Genomic DNA, 17,198 nt, shown 5'->3' on the forward strand with positions numbered 1-17,198 from the left:
GGTCCCCTCTTCCGTTCGGGAGAGGGGGCGCGTCGCGGGTCCTGCGCATACCCGGAAGCGGGGCTCCGCTATTCCGACGCCGGCGTATTGGCGGGCGGGGACGGCTCGGAGATGTAGGGCTGCGGGCCGTCATAGCCCTCGATCACGATGATCTCGGACTCGACCGCGCCCTTCTGCTTGGCGCGGGCTTCCTGGTAGAGTTCGGAGTGCCAGCATTCGAGGGCGATCTCGTAGCTCGGGAATTCGAGCACGACGTTGCGGGCGCGGGCCTGGCCCGCCACCGCCTCGAAGCCGCCGCCGCGCACCAGGAAGCGGGCGCCGTACTTGGCGAGGGCCGCGCCGTTCGCTGCCGCGTAGGCCTTATAGGCCTCGGGGTCGAGCACATCGACCCGCACGATCCAGTAGCCCTTGGCCATCACGCCTCTCCCATCTCCGCCACGATTGCCTGCGCCACCGCGCGCGGATCGGCGGCGGCAGTGATCGGGCGGCCGACGACCACGTGGTCGATCCCGGCCGCGCGGGCCTGCCCCGGCGTCAACACCCGCTTCTGGTCGCCGAGATCGGCGCCGGCCGGGCGGATGCCGGGGGTCACGATCAGCCGCTCCGGCCCGATCGCGGCGCGCACCGGGCCCGCTTCCAGCGCGCTGCAGACGATGCCGTCGATGCCGATGTCGCGGGCCTGCTCCGCGCGCTTTGCGACGAGCTCGCTGACCGGGAGCGCGTAGCCGGCCTCGGCCGCATCCGCGTCGTCGTAGGAGGTGAGCACGGTGACCGCCAGGATCTTGAGGCTGCCGCCCCTCCCGCGCACTGCCGCGCGCATGGTCTGCGGATAGGCATGCACCGTGAGGAAGCTGGCGCCGAGGTCACTCACCGCGCGCACGCCCTCCTCCACCGTGTTGCCGATGTCGTGGAGCTTCAGGTCGAGGAAGGTCTTGAGGCCGCGCCCCGCCAGCTCGCGGGCGAAGGCGAGGCCGCCATTGTAGCCGAGCTGGTAGCCGATCTTGTAGAAGGTCGCCGCGTCGCCGATCCGGTCCACCAGGGCGCGGGCCGCGTCCACGTCGGCGAGGTCGAGGGCGACGATCAGGCGGTCGCGCGGGTCTGTGATCGCGGTCATGCGGGCTCCGGAGGCGGGCGAGGGATCGCGCGGGGCGCCGTCCCAGTCAATGCCGGATGTCCCCGGATCTCATACGACATCCGGGTGATCCCTTCGGGATGGCGGATGTCGCTTTCGCTCAGGCGCCGCGCGGGCTTGCCGAGACCGCGTCCGGTCCGATCAACCGGACGCGGTATCACCCCATCACCCGTGCCACCTCGGCCTTGAGCACGGGCAGCAGCTCGGCCTCGAACCAGGGCTCGCGCTTCAGCCAGCCGTTGTTGCGCCAGGACGGGTGCGGCAGGGGCAGGATCCGCGGGCGCCGCGTCTCGCCGAGGATCGCCCGCCAGTTGCGGACCGTGCCGGTGAGGCCGCCTTCGAGCCGGCCGAGATGCCACCCTTGCGCGTACTGGCCGATCACCAGGATCAGTTCCAGGTCGGGCAGTCCGGCGAAGAGGTCGTCGCGCCAGCGCTCGGCGCATTCCCGCCGCGGCGGCCGGTCGCCGCCCTTCGCGTCGAGGCCGGGGAAGCAGGAGCCCATCGGCACGATGGCGACGCGCGCGGCGTCGTAGAAGGCCGCCTCGTCGAGGCCGAGCCAGGCCCGCAGGCGCACGCCCGACGGGTCGGAGAACGGCTTGCCGGAGCGGTGGGCGCGGGTGCCGGGCGCCTGGCTCGCGATGCAGAGACGGGCCGTCGCGGAGCCCTGCACGATCGGCCGCGGCTCCTGCGGCAGGGGCGGCCCGTAGAGCGGGGTGTCGCGGCAGATGCGGCAGGCGCGCAGACGCGCGGCGGTGGATTCGAAGGTCTCTTGCGCGGGCGCGGTCATCGTCCCGGGAGATGGGAGATCCGGGCGGTACGAGCCAGACCCAAAAGAAACGGCGCGGCCGTGGGCCGCGCCGTGGGGAAGTCGCTTGGGTCTCGAAAGCCTTGGGAGGCTGAGCCGTTATCTAAGCCGGCTCCGATCCATGCGCTGTGCGCAATGTCACACGCCCTTCAGCCCGGAGAGGTCGAGGGGCAGCGAGCGCAGGCGCTGGCCGGTCGCCGCGAAGACCGCGTTCGAGATCGACGGCGCCAGCACCGGCACGCCCGGCTCGCCGATGCCGGTGGGCGCCGCCCGGCTCGGCATGATGTGGACCTCGACCACCGGCATCTCGGTGAGCCGGGTCGGCTCGTAGGCGTCGAAGTTCGTCTCCTGCACCACGCCGTCCTTCAGCGTCACGCGGTTGCGCAGCACCGAGGAGAGCGCGAAGCCGACCGCGCCCTCGACCTGCGCGCGCACGATGTCCGGGTTCACCGCGATGCCGACATCGACCGCCGCGACGATCCGGTTCACCTTCACGGAGCCGGAGCCCGCGGTCACGTCGGCCACCATCGCCACGTAGGAGCCGAAGGATTCGTGGGCGGCGACGCCCATCGCCCTGCCCTTCCCGGACGCCCCCTTGCCCCAGCCCGCCTTCTCGGCGGCGAGCTTGAGGACGCCGGAGAGACGCGGCGCGTTGGTGAGCAGGGCGAGGCGGTAGGCGACGGGATCGACGTTCGCGGCATGGGCCAGCTCGTCGACGAACACCTCCATGGCCTGGGCCGTGTGGGTGTGGCCGACCGAGCGCCACCACAGCACCGGCACGCCCTCGCGGGCGTTGTGGACATCGAACCGGTAGGCGGGCAGCGCGTAGGGCGTGTCCGAGGCGCCCTCGACGGTGGTGCCGTCGACGCCGTTCTTCACGAGCATCGCCTCGAAGGGCGAGCCGATCATGATCGACTTGCCGACCATGACGTGCTGCCAGCCCGTCACCGAGCCCTTGGCGTCGAGGCCGGCGCGGATCTTGTGGTAGACGGTCGGCCGGTAATAGCCGCCCGCCATGTCGTCCTCGCGGGTCCAGACGAGGTGCACGGGGGCCTTGGCGCCCCAGGCCTTCAGGATGGCGGCGGCCTCGGCGATGTAGTCCGCCGAGGGCGTGGCGCGCCGCCCGAAGGAGCCGCCGGCCCAGGTGGTGTGCAGCCGGACCTTGTCGGGGGTGGTGCCGAGCACGGCGGCGGCGGTGGCCTGCTCGACGGTCTGGAACTGCAGGCCGGCATAGATGTCGTAGCCGCCATCCGCCGCCCGCTCGATCGTGGCGTTGAGGGGCTCCATCGCCGCGTGGGCGAGGTAGGGGAAGCTGAACTCCGCCTCCAGCACCTTGGCCGCGCCCTTGATGCCGGCCTCCGCGTCGCCGCGCTGCGAGGCCACGAGGCCGGGCCGCTTGGCCGTCTCGCGGTACTCGGCGAGGATCGCGTCCGACGAGCGGGATTCGGCGAGGCTCTCGTCCCAGGTCACGGAGAGCGCCTCGCGCCCCTTCATCGCGGCCCAGGTGTCGCGGGCGATCACCGCGACGCCGGTGGGGATCGCGACCACGTCGATCACGCCCGCGACCTTGCGGGCCGCCTTGTCGTCGAAGCCCTTCACCGTCGCTCCGAAGCGCGGCGGGTGGGCGACGACCGCCGTCACCTGGTTCGGGCGGCGGATGTCGAGGGCGTAGACCGCGCTGCCGCTGGTCTTGGCCACCGAATCGAGGCGCGGCACCGTCTGGCCGATCAGCCGCCACTGGCTCAGATCCTTCAGCCGCGGCTCCTGCGGCACCGGCATGGCGGCGGCCGCGGCCGCGAGCTTGCCGAAGCTGGCCTCACGGTTGGAGGCGGCGTGGCGCACCACGCCGTTCTCGACGGTGATCTGCAGGGCCGGCACCTTCCAGTCGAGGGCGGCGGCGGCCACCAGCATCTCGCGGGCGGCGGCGCCAGCCTTGCGCAGCTGCATCCAGGAATTGGCGATGGCCGTCGAGCCGCCGGTGCCTTGCACGGGGCCCATCAGCAGGTTGTTGTAGAGGGCGGCGTCCGCCGGCGCGAACTCCGTGCGGACCTTCGACCAGTCGGCGTCGAGCTCGTCGGCGAGGATGGTGGCGAGGCCGGTCGTGTTGCCCTGGCCCATGTCGAGGTGCTTGACGATCACCGTCACGGTGTCGTCGGCGGCGATGCGCACGAAGGCGTTCGGGTTCGCCTTGACGGCGGACAGGTCGGGCGCCCCCTCCGCGCGGGCGCCGCGCAGGTCGAGGCGGAAGCCGATCATCAGGGCGCCGGCCGCTGCGGCGCCCCCTGCGAGGAAGGCGCGGCGGGAGGCGCGCGGCTCGGTCGTCGGCTGACGGATCTTCAGCATGGCGTTGCTCCGGTCAGGACGTGCGGGATCAGGCGAGGGAGCGCGCGGCTTCGTGGATCGCCGCGCGGATGCGCTGGTAGGTTCCGCAGCGGCAGATGTTGCCGTCCATGGCGCCGTCGATGTCGGCGTCGCTGGGCTTCGGGTTCGTCGAGAGCAGGCCGATCGCGGACATGATCTGGCCGGACTGGCAGTAGCCGCATTGCACCACGTCGAGCTTGCGCCACGCGCCCTGCACGGCCTCGGCCACGCGGCCCGAGACGCCCTCGATGGTGGTGATCTTGCCCTCGCCCACGTCGCCGATCCGGGTCTGGCAGGAGCGGACGGGCTGGCCGTCGAGATGGATCGTGCAGGCGCCGCACTGGGCGATGCCGCAGCCGTACTTGGTGCCGGTCTTGTCGAGACGGTCGCGCAGCACCCAGAGGAGCGGCATGTCGGGGTCGGCATCGACCTCGTGGGTTGCGCCGTTGACGGTGAGTTTGAACATCGGCCTCTCCCTGCCCCAACCGTCGAGCCGTTAACCGCGCTGCGCGGCCGGCGGCGTGCGCTGCCGCACACCCCCATGGGGCGACGATGAGCGCTTTCACGAGAATGCGACGCGTCCCGGCAGGCCGATCTTAACATATCGGACCCATTCTCGCGGAGGAGCGCCGCCGTCGCAGCGGCCTTCCTCTCCAGTGTGCGCTTGACCAAGAGTTCGATGTCCGACCTGACCGTCGAGATGGTGCAGCGCGGGCGCGGTCCCTCAACGGAGGAGGTGGCGCGGCGGCGCGAGATCGCCCGGGATATGCGCTCGGCCCGCGAGCGGCTGACCTCGAACACGGGCCTGGAGCGCGCCTTCGACTACGAGCTGCTGCGCCTCTACGCCCAGTACCGGACGGGCGCGGGCATCCCGCTCGGGCTCTTCGCCGTTGTGCTCGCGGCGGCGGCGAGCTTCTGGATGCCGCCGCTGGTGCCGGGCCTCTGGGTGCTCGGCGTCTTCGCGATGATCGCCCTGAACACGGTCTTGAGCCTGCGCTTCCTCCGGGCGGATCCGGAGACCATCGCGCTGCCGCGCTGGCGCAGCCGCTTCGTCGTCGGCGAGGCGCTGCAAGGCGCGGCGTGGTCGGCCATGGTCTGGCTCGGCACCACGGGCGGCTGGACCTTCTCCCTGTTCGGGCTCGTCATCGCCTCGGCGGTCGCCACCATGATCGCGGCGACCGTGCCCGCCGCGGCGGTGGCGGCGCTCGCCCCCCTCATGCTCGCCGCGCTCTCGCTGCTGGCCTTCTCGCGGGAGATGGACGCGATCATCCTCGTCGCCATGGCCTGCGGCGCCCAGATCTTCTTCCTGGGCCTCGCGCGCCGCCTCTACACCTCGACGGTGGGCGCCCTCGAATCGCGGGCCGAGAAGGACGCGATCTTCGGCGAGCTGGAGCAGGCCAAGGCCAATTCCGACGAGGCGCGGCGGCGCGCCGAGGAGGCGAACCTCGCGAAATCCCGCTTCCTCGCCACGATGAGCCACGAGCTGCGCACGCCGCTCAACGCCATCCTCGGCTTCTCCGAGGTGATGAAGAACGAGGTCTTCGGCGCGCACGCGGCCCCGAGCTACCGGGAATACTCGACCGACATCCACGACAGCGGGATGCACCTCCTCAACCTCATCAACGAGATCCTCGACCTCTCGCGCATCGAGGCCGGGCGCTACGAGCTGAACGAGGAGGCGGTGCAGCTCGCCCACGTGGTCGAGGAGTGCCGGCACATGATGGGCCTGCGCGCCAAGGCCAAGAACCAGACCTTCCGCGACTTCGTGGACGATTCGCTGCCGCGGATCTGGGCGGACGAGCGCGCCATCCGCCAGATCGTGCTCAACGTCCTCTCGAACGCGGTGAAGTTCACGCCTCCGGGCGGCGAGATCACCATCAAGGTCGGCTGGACGAGCTCGGGAGGGCAGTACGTCGCGGTGAAGGACAACGGCCCCGGCATCCCCGAGGAGGAGATCGGCACGGTGATGTCGTCCTTCGGGCGCGGCTCGATGGCGATCAAGGATGCCGAGCAGGGCTCCGGCCTCGGCCTGCCCATCGTGAAGGGGCTCGTCGACCTCCACGGCGGCAACTTCACCCTGAAGTCGAAGCCGCGCGAGGGCACCGAGGTGATCGTGACCCTGCCCGCGAGCCGCGTGATGGACACGCTCTCCGCCGTCTCCGTGGCGCCCGAGGCGCCGCCGGAGCGGCCGGCGCGGACGCGGCGCGCGGCCTGATCCGGGTGTCGAGAGGGATCATCCCTCTCGCGGGTCCGGGCAGAGCCCGGGGCTTTATCAGCCGAGGCCGCCCATCCTGCGCACGAGCGCCCACTCGGCCTCGCTCACCGGCTGCACCGAGAGGCGCGAGTTGTTGACGAGGACCATGTCCTTGAGCGCCGACTCGGCCTTGATCGCGTCGAGGGTGACCGGCATGCGCAGGGCCTCGACGGCGCGCACGTCCACCATGCCGAAGCGCCCGCTCGCGTCGGTGTGGTCGGGATAATAGGGCCTGATGACCTCGACGATCCCGACGACGGCCTTGCCCTCGTTCGAGTGGTAGAAGAAGCCCTGCTCGCCGACCTGCATCGCCATCATCTGCTGCTTGGCGAGGTGGTTGCGCACGCCGTTCCAGAACGTGCCCTCCGCGCCCGCCGCGACCTGCTGGTCCCACGACCAGGTCGAGGGTTCGGATTTGAAGAGCCAGCGCGCCATGTCGGTCCCCGATGCCCGGCGGATACGGCCGAGCCCGGCCCTCCATAGGCCGCCGTGCGTGCCGTTGCATCCCTGGCGCGAGGGCGCTTGGGGAGCGCGCCGCGGTGCAGTACGGGAAGCGCCATGAAGAGCCTCGAGATCGCGCCCGGAATCGCTCCCGCCATCATCCTGGTCGAGCCGCAGCTCGCCGAGAATATCGGCATGACGGCCCGCGCCATGGCGAATTTCGGCCTGTCGGAGCTGCGCCTCGTCAACCCGAAGAACGGCTGGCCGAAGAAGGGCGTGCGCGAGGCGGCCTCGGGCGCCACGCACGTGCTCGACGCGGCGACGATCTATGCCAGCGTCGCGGAGGCCATCGCCGACCTGAACCACGTGCTCGCCACCACCGCCCGCGAGCGCGGCCAGATGAAGCGCGTGTTCGCGCCCGACGAGGCGATGGCGCAGGTCACCGCGCGCGAGGGGCAGCGGGTCGGCGTGATGTTCGGGCGCGAGCGGGTCGGCCTGTCGAACGACGAGGTCTCGCTGGCCGACGCCATCGTCACCTTCCCGGTCTCGCCGGACTTCCCCTCGCTCAACCTCGCCCAGAGCGTGTTGCTCGTCGCCTACGAGTGGCGGCGCGCCAGCGGCCGGGGCAAGATCCCCTTCTCCGGCGAGATGCTCTCGCCGCCCGCGACCCGCGAGGCCCTGATCTCGCTGTTCGGGAGCCTTGAGGAGGCGCTGGACGGGGCCGGGTTCTATCCGCCGGAGAAGCGCGAGATCATCGCCCGCAACATGCGCGACATGCTCCACCGCATGGCGATGACCGAGCAGGACGTGCGCACGGTGCGCGGCGCGCTGCGGGCGTTGATGCGCCCGCGCTGAGGGCTCAGCCCCGCGGGGTCGGCGACAGGGGCGCGCCCGCTGCCTTGCCCGGCTTCGCCGCGGCCTTGTCGGCGGCCTCGATGGCCTTCCAGCGGTTGGGCTGGGCGACGAGGGCGCGCAGCGAGGCGATGTTCGCCTCGGCCTCGGCCGGGCTCATGTCCTTGCGCAGTACCGCCTCCGCCTCGGGGAAGCGGCCCTTCAGCCCCAGCGCCATGGCGAGGTTGGCCCGCACTCGTGCATCCGCCCCGGGCTGCTCGGCGGCGCGGCGCAGCACCGTCTCGGCCGGGTCGAGCTGGCGGGCGAGCATGTAGGACAGGCCGAGATTCGATAGGATGGAGGGCTCGTTCGGGCGGATCTTGAGGGCGGCCTCGTAGAAGCCCTGCGCCCGGGCGTGGTCGCCCATCTGGTCGGCGGCCGAGCCCTGCGCCGAGAGGATGCGCCAATCCGGCTGCGAGGGAGTGTGCGCGTTCTGCAGCACCTCCTGCGCTTCCTGGAAGCGGCCGACCTCGACGAGGGACTTGCCGTAGGCGCCGAGCACCGCCTGATTGCGCGGGTTGCGGAGCGCAGCCTGCTGCAGCACCGCCGTCGCCTGGGTCTTCTGGTCGCTGGCGCGGAGCGCCTGGGCGTAGCGCATGGCGGCCGCGAGGTCGTTCGGGTTCTCGGCGTAGCGGGCGGCGAGGCCGTCGACCTGCTGCCGCTCGATGGCCGGGCCCGCGCTCCCGATCGAGCCGGTGGTCTCGGGCCCGCGCGACGACTGGCAGCCGGCCACCCCGAGGGCGACGATCGCGCCCGCGAGCAGGCCGCGCATCCGGGCAGGCCGATGGGCCGTGGTCATAGAACGCTCCCGTACGCAATGGGCCGCAGAGGACCGGAATGGACCGGACGCTTCACGCCCTCGCTGGCACGGTGGTAGACCGTTAACCCTAATCACCCGTTAAGCTCTGCGCCCATGCCCGAACCCGACATCTTCCTCGCCGACGGCACCGCTGCCGTTCCCGTGACCCTGGTCCCCGCCGCCCGCTGGCCCGAGGTCGAGGCCGGGCTGGAGCCGGCGCAGCGCGCCTTCGCGGCGGCCACCGGCTTCGCGCCGAAGCCGGGTCGCCTCGCCCTGCTGCCGGGCGCGGAGGGGCAACTCGCCCGCGTGCTGTTCGGCCTCGGCGAGACCGACGCTCCCGCCTACGACCGCCTGCTCGCCGGCAAGCTGCCGGGCCTGCTGCCGCCGGGCGCCTACCGCATCGAGGGCGCACCCGAGCCCGCCGAGGCGGCGCTGGCCTGGGCGCTCGGCGCCTACGCCTTCCGCCGCTACCGCGCCCCCGCCTCCGAGGCCGCCCGCCTGGTGGCGTCGGAGGGCGTCGACGCGGCCGAGCTCGCGCGGATCGCCGCCGCGGTGGCGATGGGGCGCGACCTCGTCAACACGCCCGCCAACGACCTCGGCCCCGCCGAGATCGAGGCGGCGGTACGCGCCGTGGCCGAGCGGCACGGCGCCGCGGTGACGGTGGTCGCGGGCGAGGCCCTGGCGGCCGAGTTCCCGCTCGTCCACGCGGTCGGCGCCGGCTCGTCCCGCCCGCCGCGACTGATCGACCTGACCTGGGGCCGCGAGGGCGCGCCGCGCGTCACCCTTGTCGGCAAGGGCGTCGCCTTCGACACGGGCGGCCTCGACATCAAGCCCTCCGCCGCCATGCTCCTGATGAAGAAGGATATGGGCGGGGCCGCCGCGGCGCTCGCCGCCGCCGACATGATCATGGGCGCGGGCCTGCCGATCCGCCTGTGCCTGCTGATCCCGGCGGTCGAGAACGCGGTCTCCGGCGACGCCTTCCGCCCCGGCGACGTGCTCCGGAGCCGCGCCGGGCTCACCGTCGAGATCGGCAACACCGATGCGGAGGGCCGCCTGATCCTCGCCGACGCGCTGGCGCTCGCCGATGCCGAGGGCCCGGACCTGATCCTCGACTTCGCGACGCTGACGGGCGCCGCCCGCGTCGCCCTCGGGCCCGACCTGCCGGCCGTCTTCACCGAGGACGAGGGGCTCGCCGCCGAGATCGCCGCCTCGGGTGCGGCGGCGATCGACCCGGTCTGGCGCATGCCGCTGCACGCGCCCTATGCGAGCCTGCTCGATTCGAAGGTCGCCGACCTCAACAACGTCTCCGGCGGCCCCTTCGCGGGCGCGATCACCGCGGCCCTGTTCCTGCGCCGCTTCGCCCCGAAGACGAAGGCCCACGCCCATTTCGACCTCTACGGCTGGAACCCCTCGACCAAGCCCGGCCGGCCGGAGGGCGGCGAGGTCCAGACCGCCCGCCTCGTCTATGCGCTCCTCAAGGCGCGCTACGCGCAGGCCTGACGGGCGCGCCTGAGCCGAGCCGGAGGGCTGGCCGCGGTTTTTCCCGCCCGCCGCGAGCGCCGACGGTTCCGGCGCTCTTCAGGTGCGGCCCAAACCAAGCTAAGGGGTGTTTGGTATACATCATGGCGAGGCTGTAACTGCTTGCGCGGGGACGGCCACGCCCTGACAGGGCGACCTCGCCGGCGATGCGTGCGGGACACGCGAACGCGCGGCGGCGATCGATAACAAGACCAAGACCGATCAAGGGAGAGACAGCATGGCACGCAACATCCTGATCCTGGGCGCTTCCTACGGCTCCCTGCTCGGGACGAAGCTTCTGATGGCCGGGCACAACGTGACCCTGGTCTGCCGGAAGAAGACGGCCGACCTGATCAACCGCGAGGGCACGGAAGTCCGGATCAAGCTGCGCGACGAGCCCGAGCACCGGGCGATCCATTCGCGCGACCTGCCGGGCAAGCTCGACGCGATGCCGCCGGAGGACGTGGACGTCTCCCGCTACGACCTCGTCGGCCTCGCCATGCAGGAGCCGCAATACACCAACCACACGATCCGCGTGCTGATGATCAAGATCGCCGAGGCGAAGCTGCCCAGCCTCTCGATCATGAACATGCCGCCCCTGCCCTATCTGAAGCGCATCCCGGCGCTCGCTGCCATGGACCTTGAGGACGCCTACACCAATGCCGGCGTCTGGGACCGTTTCGAGCCCGGGCTGGTCTCGCTCTGCTCGCCCGATCCGCAGGCCTTCCGGCCGCCCGAGGAGGGCGCGAACGTGCTCCATGTCGGCCTGCCGACGAACTTCAAGGCGGCGACCTTCGCGGACGAGGCGCATAACCGCCTGCTGCGGGAGCTGGAGGCCGATATCGACGCCGTGCGTCTCGACGGCCAGGACGTGCCCGTGAAGCTCAAGGTGTTCGACTCGCTCTTCGTGCCGCTCGCGAAGTGGTCGATGCTGCTCACCGGCAACTACCGCTGCATCACGCCGACCGAGCCGCGCTCGATCCGCGATGCCGTGCACACCGACCTGGCGCAGTCCCGCGCCATCTACGACCATGTCGACGCCCTCGCCCGGAAGCTCGGCGCCGATCCGGCCGATCAGGTCCCGTTCGAGAAATACGCCAAGGCGGCCGAGAGCCTGCTGAAGCCCTCCTCGGCGGCGCGCGCGGTGGCGAACGGGGCGCCCTTCATCGAGCGCGTCGACCTCTTGGTGAAGCTGATCTCGCACCAGCTCGGTGAGCCCGATGCCGAGATCGACCGCACCGTCGAGACCGTGGACCGCAAGCTCGACGAGCGCATCATCGAGGGCTGAGCCCGCATCGCACGGGGCGCGGCTTCCCGCGCCCCGTCGCCCATCCTGGGGCGCGAGAGGATCGCGCCTCCTGCCTTCAGGCCTCGCCGCGGGCGACGAGCGCCTCGTACTCGGACACCTCCAGGCGGCCCTCCTTGGCGACCCGGGCCTTGTCCGCATCGCTGATCACGTCGCCGGCGAGATCGAGGCGCTTCCAGGCGGCGAGCGGCGTCTCGCGGCCTTCCTGCGGGACGTACTTGTTCTGCCCGAGCTTCTGATACTTGTGGATGTAGCGCGGGCAGTTGATCCAGATCTTCGTCACCGCGACGCGGACGAGATACTTGGCCTCGGTGTACGCGGCCATCAGCGGATCGTCGCGCAGGAGGCTGGCGAGGCCCTGGACGCGGATGCGGTGCGGCGTCTCGAAATCGATGAACAGCAGCCCGACCTTGGCCTGACCCTCGATGTTGCCCATCGAGTAGAACATGCCGTTGCCGTCGAAGCCGGGGAAGACCAGGGTCGTCTCGTCCACCACCTTCACGAAGCCGGTGCCGCCGCCCTTGTAGGACACGGTCGGCATCCCGTCCGGATCGACGGTGGAGAGGAAGAACATGTCGCGGCTGCCGATGAAGGCGGCCTCCTCCGGCTGAATCGTCTCGTGCACCCAGTCGGTGTCGAGGCGGTTCGCGAGCTTGACCGTGCCGAACTCCTCCTGCAGCGCGCGGTGCGCCTCCGAGTAGAGCGATTGCATCAGCATTTCCTCCGGGGGGCCTCGTTCCATGGGCCCTTGGGCGAGGTTCTAGGCCAAGCTCGCCGAACGAGAAAGGCCGGCTCCGCCTGGCGAAACCGGCCTCGTCGCCTCGATGGAGGCCGAGCGAAGCCCGGCCTCCCCTCCCTGAAAGGGATCAGTTCTTGGTCTTGTCGACCAGGGCCTTCTCCGAGATCCACGGCATCATGCCGCGGAGCTTGGCGCCGACCTCCTCGATCGGGTGGGCGGCGAGCTTGGCGCGGGTGGCCTTGAACGAGGTCTGGCCGACCTTGTTCTCCAGCATCCAGTTGCGGGTGAAGATGCCCGACTGGATGTCGTTGAGGACGCGCTTCATCTCAGCCTTGGTCTCCGGCGTCACGATGCGCGGGCCGGTGACGTACTCGCCGTACTCGGCGGTGTTCGAGATCGAGTAGTTCATGTTGGCGATGCCGCCCTCGTAGATGAGGTCGACGATCAGCTTCACCTCGTGCAGGCACTCGAAATAGGCCATCTCGGGGGCGTAGCCCGCCTCGACCAGCGTCTCGAAGCCGGCCTTGATCAACTCGACGAGGCCGCCGCAGAGCACGGCCTGCTCGCCGAACAGGTCGGTCTCGCACTCCTCCTTGAAGGTCGTTTCGATGATGCCGGCGCGGCCGCCGCCATTGGCCGAGGCGTAGGACAGGCCGAGGTCATGGGCGTTGCCCGAGGCGTCCTGCGCGATGGCGATCAGGGTCGGCACGCCGCCGCCCTTCAGGTACTCGCCGCGCACGGTGTGGCCGGGCCCCTTCGGGGCGACCATGAGGACGTCGAGGTCCTTGCGCGGCTCGATCAGGTTGAAGTGCACGTTGAGGCCGTGCGCGAACAGGAGCGCGGCGCCCTCCTTCATGTTACCCGCGAGCGACTCCTTGTAGATGTCGCCCTGCAGCTCGTCGGGGGTGAGCATCATCACCACGTCGCCCCACTTGGCGGCGTCGGCGACCGACATCACCTTGAAGCCCTCGGCCTCGGCCTTCTTGGCGGTGGCCGAGCCCTCGCGCAGCGCGATGACGACGTCCTTCACGCCGGAATCGCGCAGGTTGAGCGCGTGGGCATGGCCCTGGGAGCCGTAGCCGACGATGACGACCTTCTTGCCCTTGATCAGGTTCAGGTCGGCGTCGCGATCGTAATAGACACGCATGGGAATCGTCCTTTCTCGTCGTTGGTGTTCTGGGTCTCAATCCCGGCCGTACAGGGCCAGGAACTGGTCGACGGCGCGGCCCGCGTCGCGCCGGATCTCATCGGCATCGAGATCGAGGCGATCGCCGAGCAGGAGCCGGATCTGGATGTCGCGGCCGACCAGACCGAAGAAGGTCCGGAAGGCCGTCTCGCCGTCCTCGAAATCGAGGATCCCCGCCGCGCGTCCGGCCTCGAGCACGGGCTTCACCCGCTCCCCGATCGCGAAGCGGCCATTCGCCAGGACGATGCCGCCGAGATTGCTCTTGCGCGAGGCGGCGTGGCCGATGGCGATGCGGTTGAGGGCCACCGAGGTGCCGCTTGAGATCACCTCCAGCCAGGTGGCCGCGAAGTCCTGCAGGCTCTCGCGCAGCGTCGCCACGTCGAGGGCCTGCACCGCGTAGCGCCCGGCATGGACCCGCGAGGCCTGCCATTGCACGGTGGCGGTGAGCAGCCCGTCGCGGTCGCCGAACCACTTGTAGAGCGACTCCTTCGAGCAGCTCGCCCGGCGCGCCACGGCGTCCATGGTGAGCTGGTCGCCCTCCTCGACCATCAGCGCCAGCACGGCGTCCAGCACCGCCTGCTGGCGGAGAGAGGGTGCCTCGGGAGCCGTGTCCTGCTGGGCTGCGGAGTTCGGTCGCATCGTCCCGCGATCAGTACCGTACCGTACGGTACGTGCCGATAAAACGATTCGGTGCGGCCAGCAAGAGGGCGCACGACGGTCCGCGCGAAGGGACGTGCGGACCGTCGCAGTGATCAGCGCGGCAGGTCGAGCCCCTCGCGGGCGAAGACCGCCTGCACGGCCGGGCGCGCGGCCATGGCGCGGGCATGCTCGGTCCAGGCGGGGAAGCGCTGGGCCATGTCGAACTTGCAGGCCGGGCCGCGGCCCCAGGTCCAGAACAGCAGCAGGTAGGGATCGACCACGCTGTAGCGGCCGCCCACCGCCCAGCCGCCGTTCGAGAGGCGCACCTCCGTCATGGTGCAGAGGTCGCCGAAGGCGTCGAGGCCCTTGGCCTGGATCCCGGGGAAGGCGCTCTCGTCGGCCGTGTAGCGCTCGGGCCGGCGGATATGGGCGTAGGTCGGATGGTGGCTGGTGGAGAGCCAGCACAGCCACTCGTCCGCCACCGCCTGGTCGCGCAGGTCCTGCGGCCAGAGCCCGGCCTCGGGATGGGCGCGGGCGACATGGCGCAGGATCGCGCTGTTCTCGGTAAGCACCCAGTCCCCGGTGACGAGGGCCGGCACCCGGCCGCGCTCGTTCACCGCGAGATAGGCGCCCGAGCGCTGATCGCCGGCCTGGAGGTTCAGGCGCGCCGTCTCGTAGGGCGCGCCCGTCTCTTCCAGGGCGATGTGCGAGGCCAGCGAGCAGGCGCCGGGGGCGTAGTAGAGGGTTGAGGTGGTCACGGCGGTTCCTCGGCTTGGATGTCGTGCGGGTTGGTTCTCGATCGCAGCGCGGTCGGGAACGGCTCTACGTCAGCCCGAGAAGCGTCCGAAGCCTGCCCCGGACTTCGCGCAGGATGTCGTCCGGGACGGTTCCGAGGCTCCTGAGGATCCGGGTCGTCCGATCGACCGAGCGGACCTGATCGACCAGGACCGCACCCTCGATGACGAGGCCGGCCGGCAGGAACACCTTCGTCGGCCACGGGTTCGTGTTGCGCGTGATCGGGCAGATGATGACCCGGCGCGTCAGCACGTTCATGTCCGGATCCGAGACCACGCGCGCCGGGCGTATGCCCCGCTGCTCGGTGCCGCGCACCGGTTCCAGATCGACGAGCAGCAATTCCCCCGGCCGAGGTTGCCAGTCAGTAGGGGTCGTAGTCGTCATCGATGATCTCGGAACCGCGGTCGGGCCCCCATGCGACGGTGGGCGGCTCGAAATCGGGGCCGAGGCGCCGCATCTCCGCGACCATCTCCGCCATCGTATAGACGGGCAGCCCATTGACGAGGCGGCGGCCTTCCCATTGCCGCGGCTCGACCGGCGGCCGCGTCACCTCCACCGTCTCCCCCGCGCGGATGCCGAGCTCCTCGGCTTCCGCGGCGGTGAGCCTCACGGCGAGATCCTCGCCCCAGCGAACGACTTTGGCTTCCATCGCGGCCGGTCTCCCGGATTCGGGCGGCGCCTGTGGGGCGCCGCCGCCGATCCTACAACGGCTCGGCGCCCCGGCCCATCGCCGCGATGCCGGTGCGGCAGATCTCGACGAGGCCGATCACCGACATCAGGCGCACGAAGCGGTCGATCTCCTCGGTGGTGCCGGTCAGCTCGAAGACGAAGGAGCTGAGGGTGGCATCGAGGGACTTGGCGCCGAAGGCCGCGGCGAGCCGCAGGGCCTCGCTGCGGTGCTCGCCCTGGCCGGCCACCTTCACGAGGCAGATCTCGCGCTCGATGGCATTGCCCTGGAGCGTGAGGTCCACGACGCGATGCACCGGGACCAGCCGGTCGAGCTGCGCCTTGATCTGCTCGATCACGGCGTTCGTGCCCGTCGTCACGATGGTGATGCGCGAGAGGTGCCGCGCCTCCTCGGTCTCGGAGACGGTGAGGCTCTCGATGTTGTAGCCCCGCCCCGAGAACATCCCCGAGATGCGCGCCAGCACGCCCGGCTCGTTGTCCACGATCACCGCGAGAGTGTGGCGGTTGACCGCCTCGACCCGGACCGGCTCGGGGTAATGGGTGTTCATCGCGTTCATGGCCTCGATCGTCTCCCGCTTATACCTTGGCGGTCCTGGCCGGACCGGCTTTCCTCAAAACCCTTGCCCCGCCCCGGTCCCGGGCCGCTCGCCTGGACCGCCCCGGGGCCGCGTGATATCGGCGCCGCCCATGACTCCCCGACAGCGTGCCCTCCATGCCGTGACCCCGCGCGGACGCATCGGCGTCGAGCTGGGCCCCCTGAACAAGCCGCTGATCCTGCGCGAGGACGGCGAGGTCCTCTACGCCGACCACCGCTCCACCGAGGACCTGCGCCGCAAATACGCGGAGCACGACACGGTGGTCGGCGCGCAAGCGAGCACCATCGTGGACGTCGACCTCGTCCTCGAGAACCAGACCCTGCCCGAGGCCCTGGGATCTCGCGCGCCCGTCGACTACGTCGTGGCGAGCCACGTCTTGGAGCACATCGCCGACCCGGTCGGCTGGCTCGCCGAGATCGCCGGCATCCTGCGCGACGGCGGGGTGCTCTTCCTCGTGGTGCCCGACAAGCGCTTCACCTTCGACTTCTACCGCACCCCCTCCACTGCCGGCGATCTCGTCGCCTCCCATCTGACGCGGGCGACGATCGGCTCCCCCGCCCAGGTCTTCGAGCACGTGGCGCGGGCCGCCGCCGTCGACGTCCCCGCCGTGTGGTCCGGCCGCGGCCGGACGCCGGAGCCGATGTTCGACAGCCAGCTCGACAGCGCCCTGGTCCATGCTCGCGGCGTCGCCGATTCCGGCTTCTATTTCGACGTGCATTGCACGGTCTACACGCCGGTGAGCTTCCTCGCGGTGTTCCGCGACCTGATCGCCCTCGGCCTGATCCCCTTCGAGATCGCCGAGATCGTCCCGACCCCGCGCTACGCGCTCGAATTCTACGTCACGCTGCGCAAGCGCGAGAGCCTGGACCCCGCCGCGCGGGCCGCGGCGACGCCGCAGCTCGACCCCGTGCACCACGAGCTGCCCGAGGCGCCCGTGCGCGGAATGGGGCCGCGGCTCGCCGCGGCCCTGCGCCTGGGCTACCGGATGCTGCGCAGCGGCAGCATCCGCGAGCCCGGGGCGGGACGGCACGGCTGAGCCCCCGCGATGC

19 protein-coding genes are annotated in these 17,198 nt (G+C 71.0%); 5 read left to right on the plus strand and 14 right to left on the minus strand.

Features of this window, described 5'->3' with window-relative positions:
* Positions 1-68 precede the first annotated feature (68 nt).
* The 5 genes from MTDSW087_RS02675 to MTDSW087_RS02695 form a co-directional block, all read right to left on the minus strand.
* Positions 69-416 carry a DUF1330 domain-containing protein gene (locus tag MTDSW087_RS02675; RefSeq protein ID WP_142583293.1) on the minus strand — a complete coding sequence of 116 codons (348 nt, stop codon included), beginning with the start codon at positions 414-416 and terminating at the stop codon, positions 69-71.
* Positions 416-1,114: an orotidine-5'-phosphate decarboxylase gene (gene pyrF, locus MTDSW087_RS02680; protein WP_144759823.1), complete on the minus strand. Its 699-nt coding sequence runs from the start codon at positions 1,112-1,114 to the stop codon at positions 416-418. Before pyrF ends, MTDSW087_RS02675 begins: the two co-directional genes overlap by 1 nt.
* Positions 1,115-1,289: 175 nt before the next feature.
* Positions 1,290-1,919, minus strand: a complete 630-nt coding sequence (locus MTDSW087_RS02685; RefSeq protein WP_144759826.1) for a uracil-DNA glycosylase family protein — start codon at positions 1,917-1,919, stop codon at positions 1,290-1,292.
* A 156-nt stretch (positions 1,920-2,075) separates the two neighbouring features.
* On the minus strand, positions 2,076-4,280 hold the full coding sequence (locus MTDSW087_RS02690) for a xanthine dehydrogenase family protein molybdopterin-binding subunit (protein WP_144759829.1): 2,205 nt from the start codon (positions 4,278-4,280) through the stop codon (positions 2,076-2,078).
* 28 nt (positions 4,281-4,308) lie between these two features.
* Positions 4,309-4,764, minus strand: a complete 456-nt coding sequence (locus MTDSW087_RS02695; protein WP_144759832.1) for a (2Fe-2S)-binding protein — start codon at positions 4,762-4,764, stop codon at positions 4,309-4,311.
* A gap of 213 nt (positions 4,765-4,977) precedes the next feature.
* Between MTDSW087_RS02695 and MTDSW087_RS02700 the strand changes: the two genes are divergently transcribed.
* Complete coding sequence (locus MTDSW087_RS02700) at positions 4,978-6,513, plus strand: sensor histidine kinase (RefSeq protein WP_144759835.1); 1,536 nt, start codon at positions 4,978-4,980, stop codon at positions 6,511-6,513.
* Between the two features lie 57 nt (positions 6,514-6,570).
* On the opposite strand, the gene MTDSW087_RS02705 is transcribed toward MTDSW087_RS02700, so the two are convergent.
* A complete protein-coding gene (locus MTDSW087_RS02705; protein WP_144759838.1) occupies positions 6,571-6,987 on the minus strand; it encodes an EVE domain-containing protein in 417 nt (138 codons plus the stop codon).
* Positions 6,988-7,110: 123 nt separating this feature from the next.
* Between MTDSW087_RS02705 and MTDSW087_RS02710 the strand changes: the two genes are divergently transcribed.
* Entirely contained in the window at positions 7,111-7,848 is a 738-nt protein-coding gene (locus MTDSW087_RS02710) for an RNA methyltransferase (RefSeq protein ID WP_144759841.1), read from the plus strand.
* Positions 7,849-7,852: 4 nt separating this feature from the next.
* Here the strand turns inward: MTDSW087_RS02710 and MTDSW087_RS02715 are convergent, their stop codons facing one another.
* Positions 7,853-8,683, minus strand: a complete 831-nt coding sequence (locus tag MTDSW087_RS02715) for a tetratricopeptide repeat protein (RefSeq protein WP_144759844.1) — start codon at positions 8,681-8,683, stop codon at positions 7,853-7,855.
* Positions 8,684-8,797: 114 nt separating this feature from the next.
* Here MTDSW087_RS02715 and MTDSW087_RS02720 point away from each other — a divergent pair, with 114 nt between their 5' ends.
* Positions 8,798-10,183 carry a leucyl aminopeptidase family protein gene (locus MTDSW087_RS02720; protein ID WP_144759847.1) on the plus strand — a complete coding sequence of 462 codons (1,386 nt, stop codon included), beginning with the start codon at positions 8,798-8,800 and terminating at the stop codon, positions 10,181-10,183.
* A gap of 256 nt (positions 10,184-10,439) precedes the next feature.
* Complete coding sequence (locus MTDSW087_RS02725) at positions 10,440-11,489, plus strand: ketopantoate reductase family protein (protein ID WP_144759849.1); 1,050 nt, start codon at positions 10,440-10,442, stop codon at positions 11,487-11,489.
* A gap of 76 nt (positions 11,490-11,565) precedes the next feature.
* On the opposite strand, the gene MTDSW087_RS02730 is transcribed toward MTDSW087_RS02725, so the two are convergent.
* From MTDSW087_RS02730 to ilvN, 7 genes are all read right to left on the minus strand, one after another.
* A complete protein-coding gene (locus MTDSW087_RS02730; protein ID WP_144759852.1) occupies positions 11,566-12,219 on the minus strand; it encodes a pyridoxamine 5'-phosphate oxidase family protein in 654 nt (217 codons plus the stop codon).
* A 154-nt stretch (positions 12,220-12,373) separates the two neighbouring features.
* Entirely contained in the window at positions 12,374-13,393 is a 1,020-nt protein-coding gene (gene ilvC, locus MTDSW087_RS02735; protein WP_144759855.1) for a ketol-acid reductoisomerase, read from the minus strand.
* A 36-nt stretch (positions 13,394-13,429) separates the two neighbouring features.
* Entirely contained in the window at positions 13,430-14,071 is a 642-nt protein-coding gene (locus MTDSW087_RS02740; protein ID WP_144759858.1) for a TetR/AcrR family transcriptional regulator, read from the minus strand.
* Positions 14,072-14,184: 113 nt separating this feature from the next.
* Entirely contained in the window at positions 14,185-14,829 is a 645-nt protein-coding gene (locus MTDSW087_RS02745; RefSeq protein WP_144759860.1) for a glutathione S-transferase family protein, read from the minus strand.
* A gap of 64 nt (positions 14,830-14,893) precedes the next feature.
* On the minus strand, positions 14,894-15,250 hold the full coding sequence (locus tag MTDSW087_RS02750; RefSeq protein ID WP_144759863.1) for a type II toxin-antitoxin system PemK/MazF family toxin: 357 nt from the start codon (positions 15,248-15,250) through the stop codon (positions 14,894-14,896).
* Entirely contained in the window at positions 15,228-15,515 is a 288-nt protein-coding gene (locus MTDSW087_RS02755; protein ID WP_144759866.1) for an AbrB/MazE/SpoVT family DNA-binding domain-containing protein, read from the minus strand. Before MTDSW087_RS02755 ends, MTDSW087_RS02750 begins: the two co-directional genes overlap by 23 nt.
* 52 nt (positions 15,516-15,567) lie before the next feature.
* Entirely contained in the window at positions 15,568-16,110 is a 543-nt protein-coding gene (gene ilvN, locus MTDSW087_RS02760) for an acetolactate synthase small subunit (protein WP_144759869.1), read from the minus strand.
* A 130-nt stretch (positions 16,111-16,240) separates the two neighbouring features.
* Here ilvN and MTDSW087_RS02765 point away from each other — a divergent pair, with 130 nt between their 5' ends.
* A complete protein-coding gene (locus MTDSW087_RS02765; protein WP_186383713.1) occupies positions 16,241-17,185 on the plus strand; it encodes a methyltransferase domain-containing protein in 945 nt (314 codons plus the stop codon).
* Positions 17,186-17,198 lie beyond the last annotated feature (13 nt).

The sequence above is a fragment of the Methylobacterium dankookense genome, assembly GCF_902141855.1.
Lineage (GTDB): Bacteria > Pseudomonadota > Alphaproteobacteria > Rhizobiales > Beijerinckiaceae > Methylobacterium > Methylobacterium dankookense.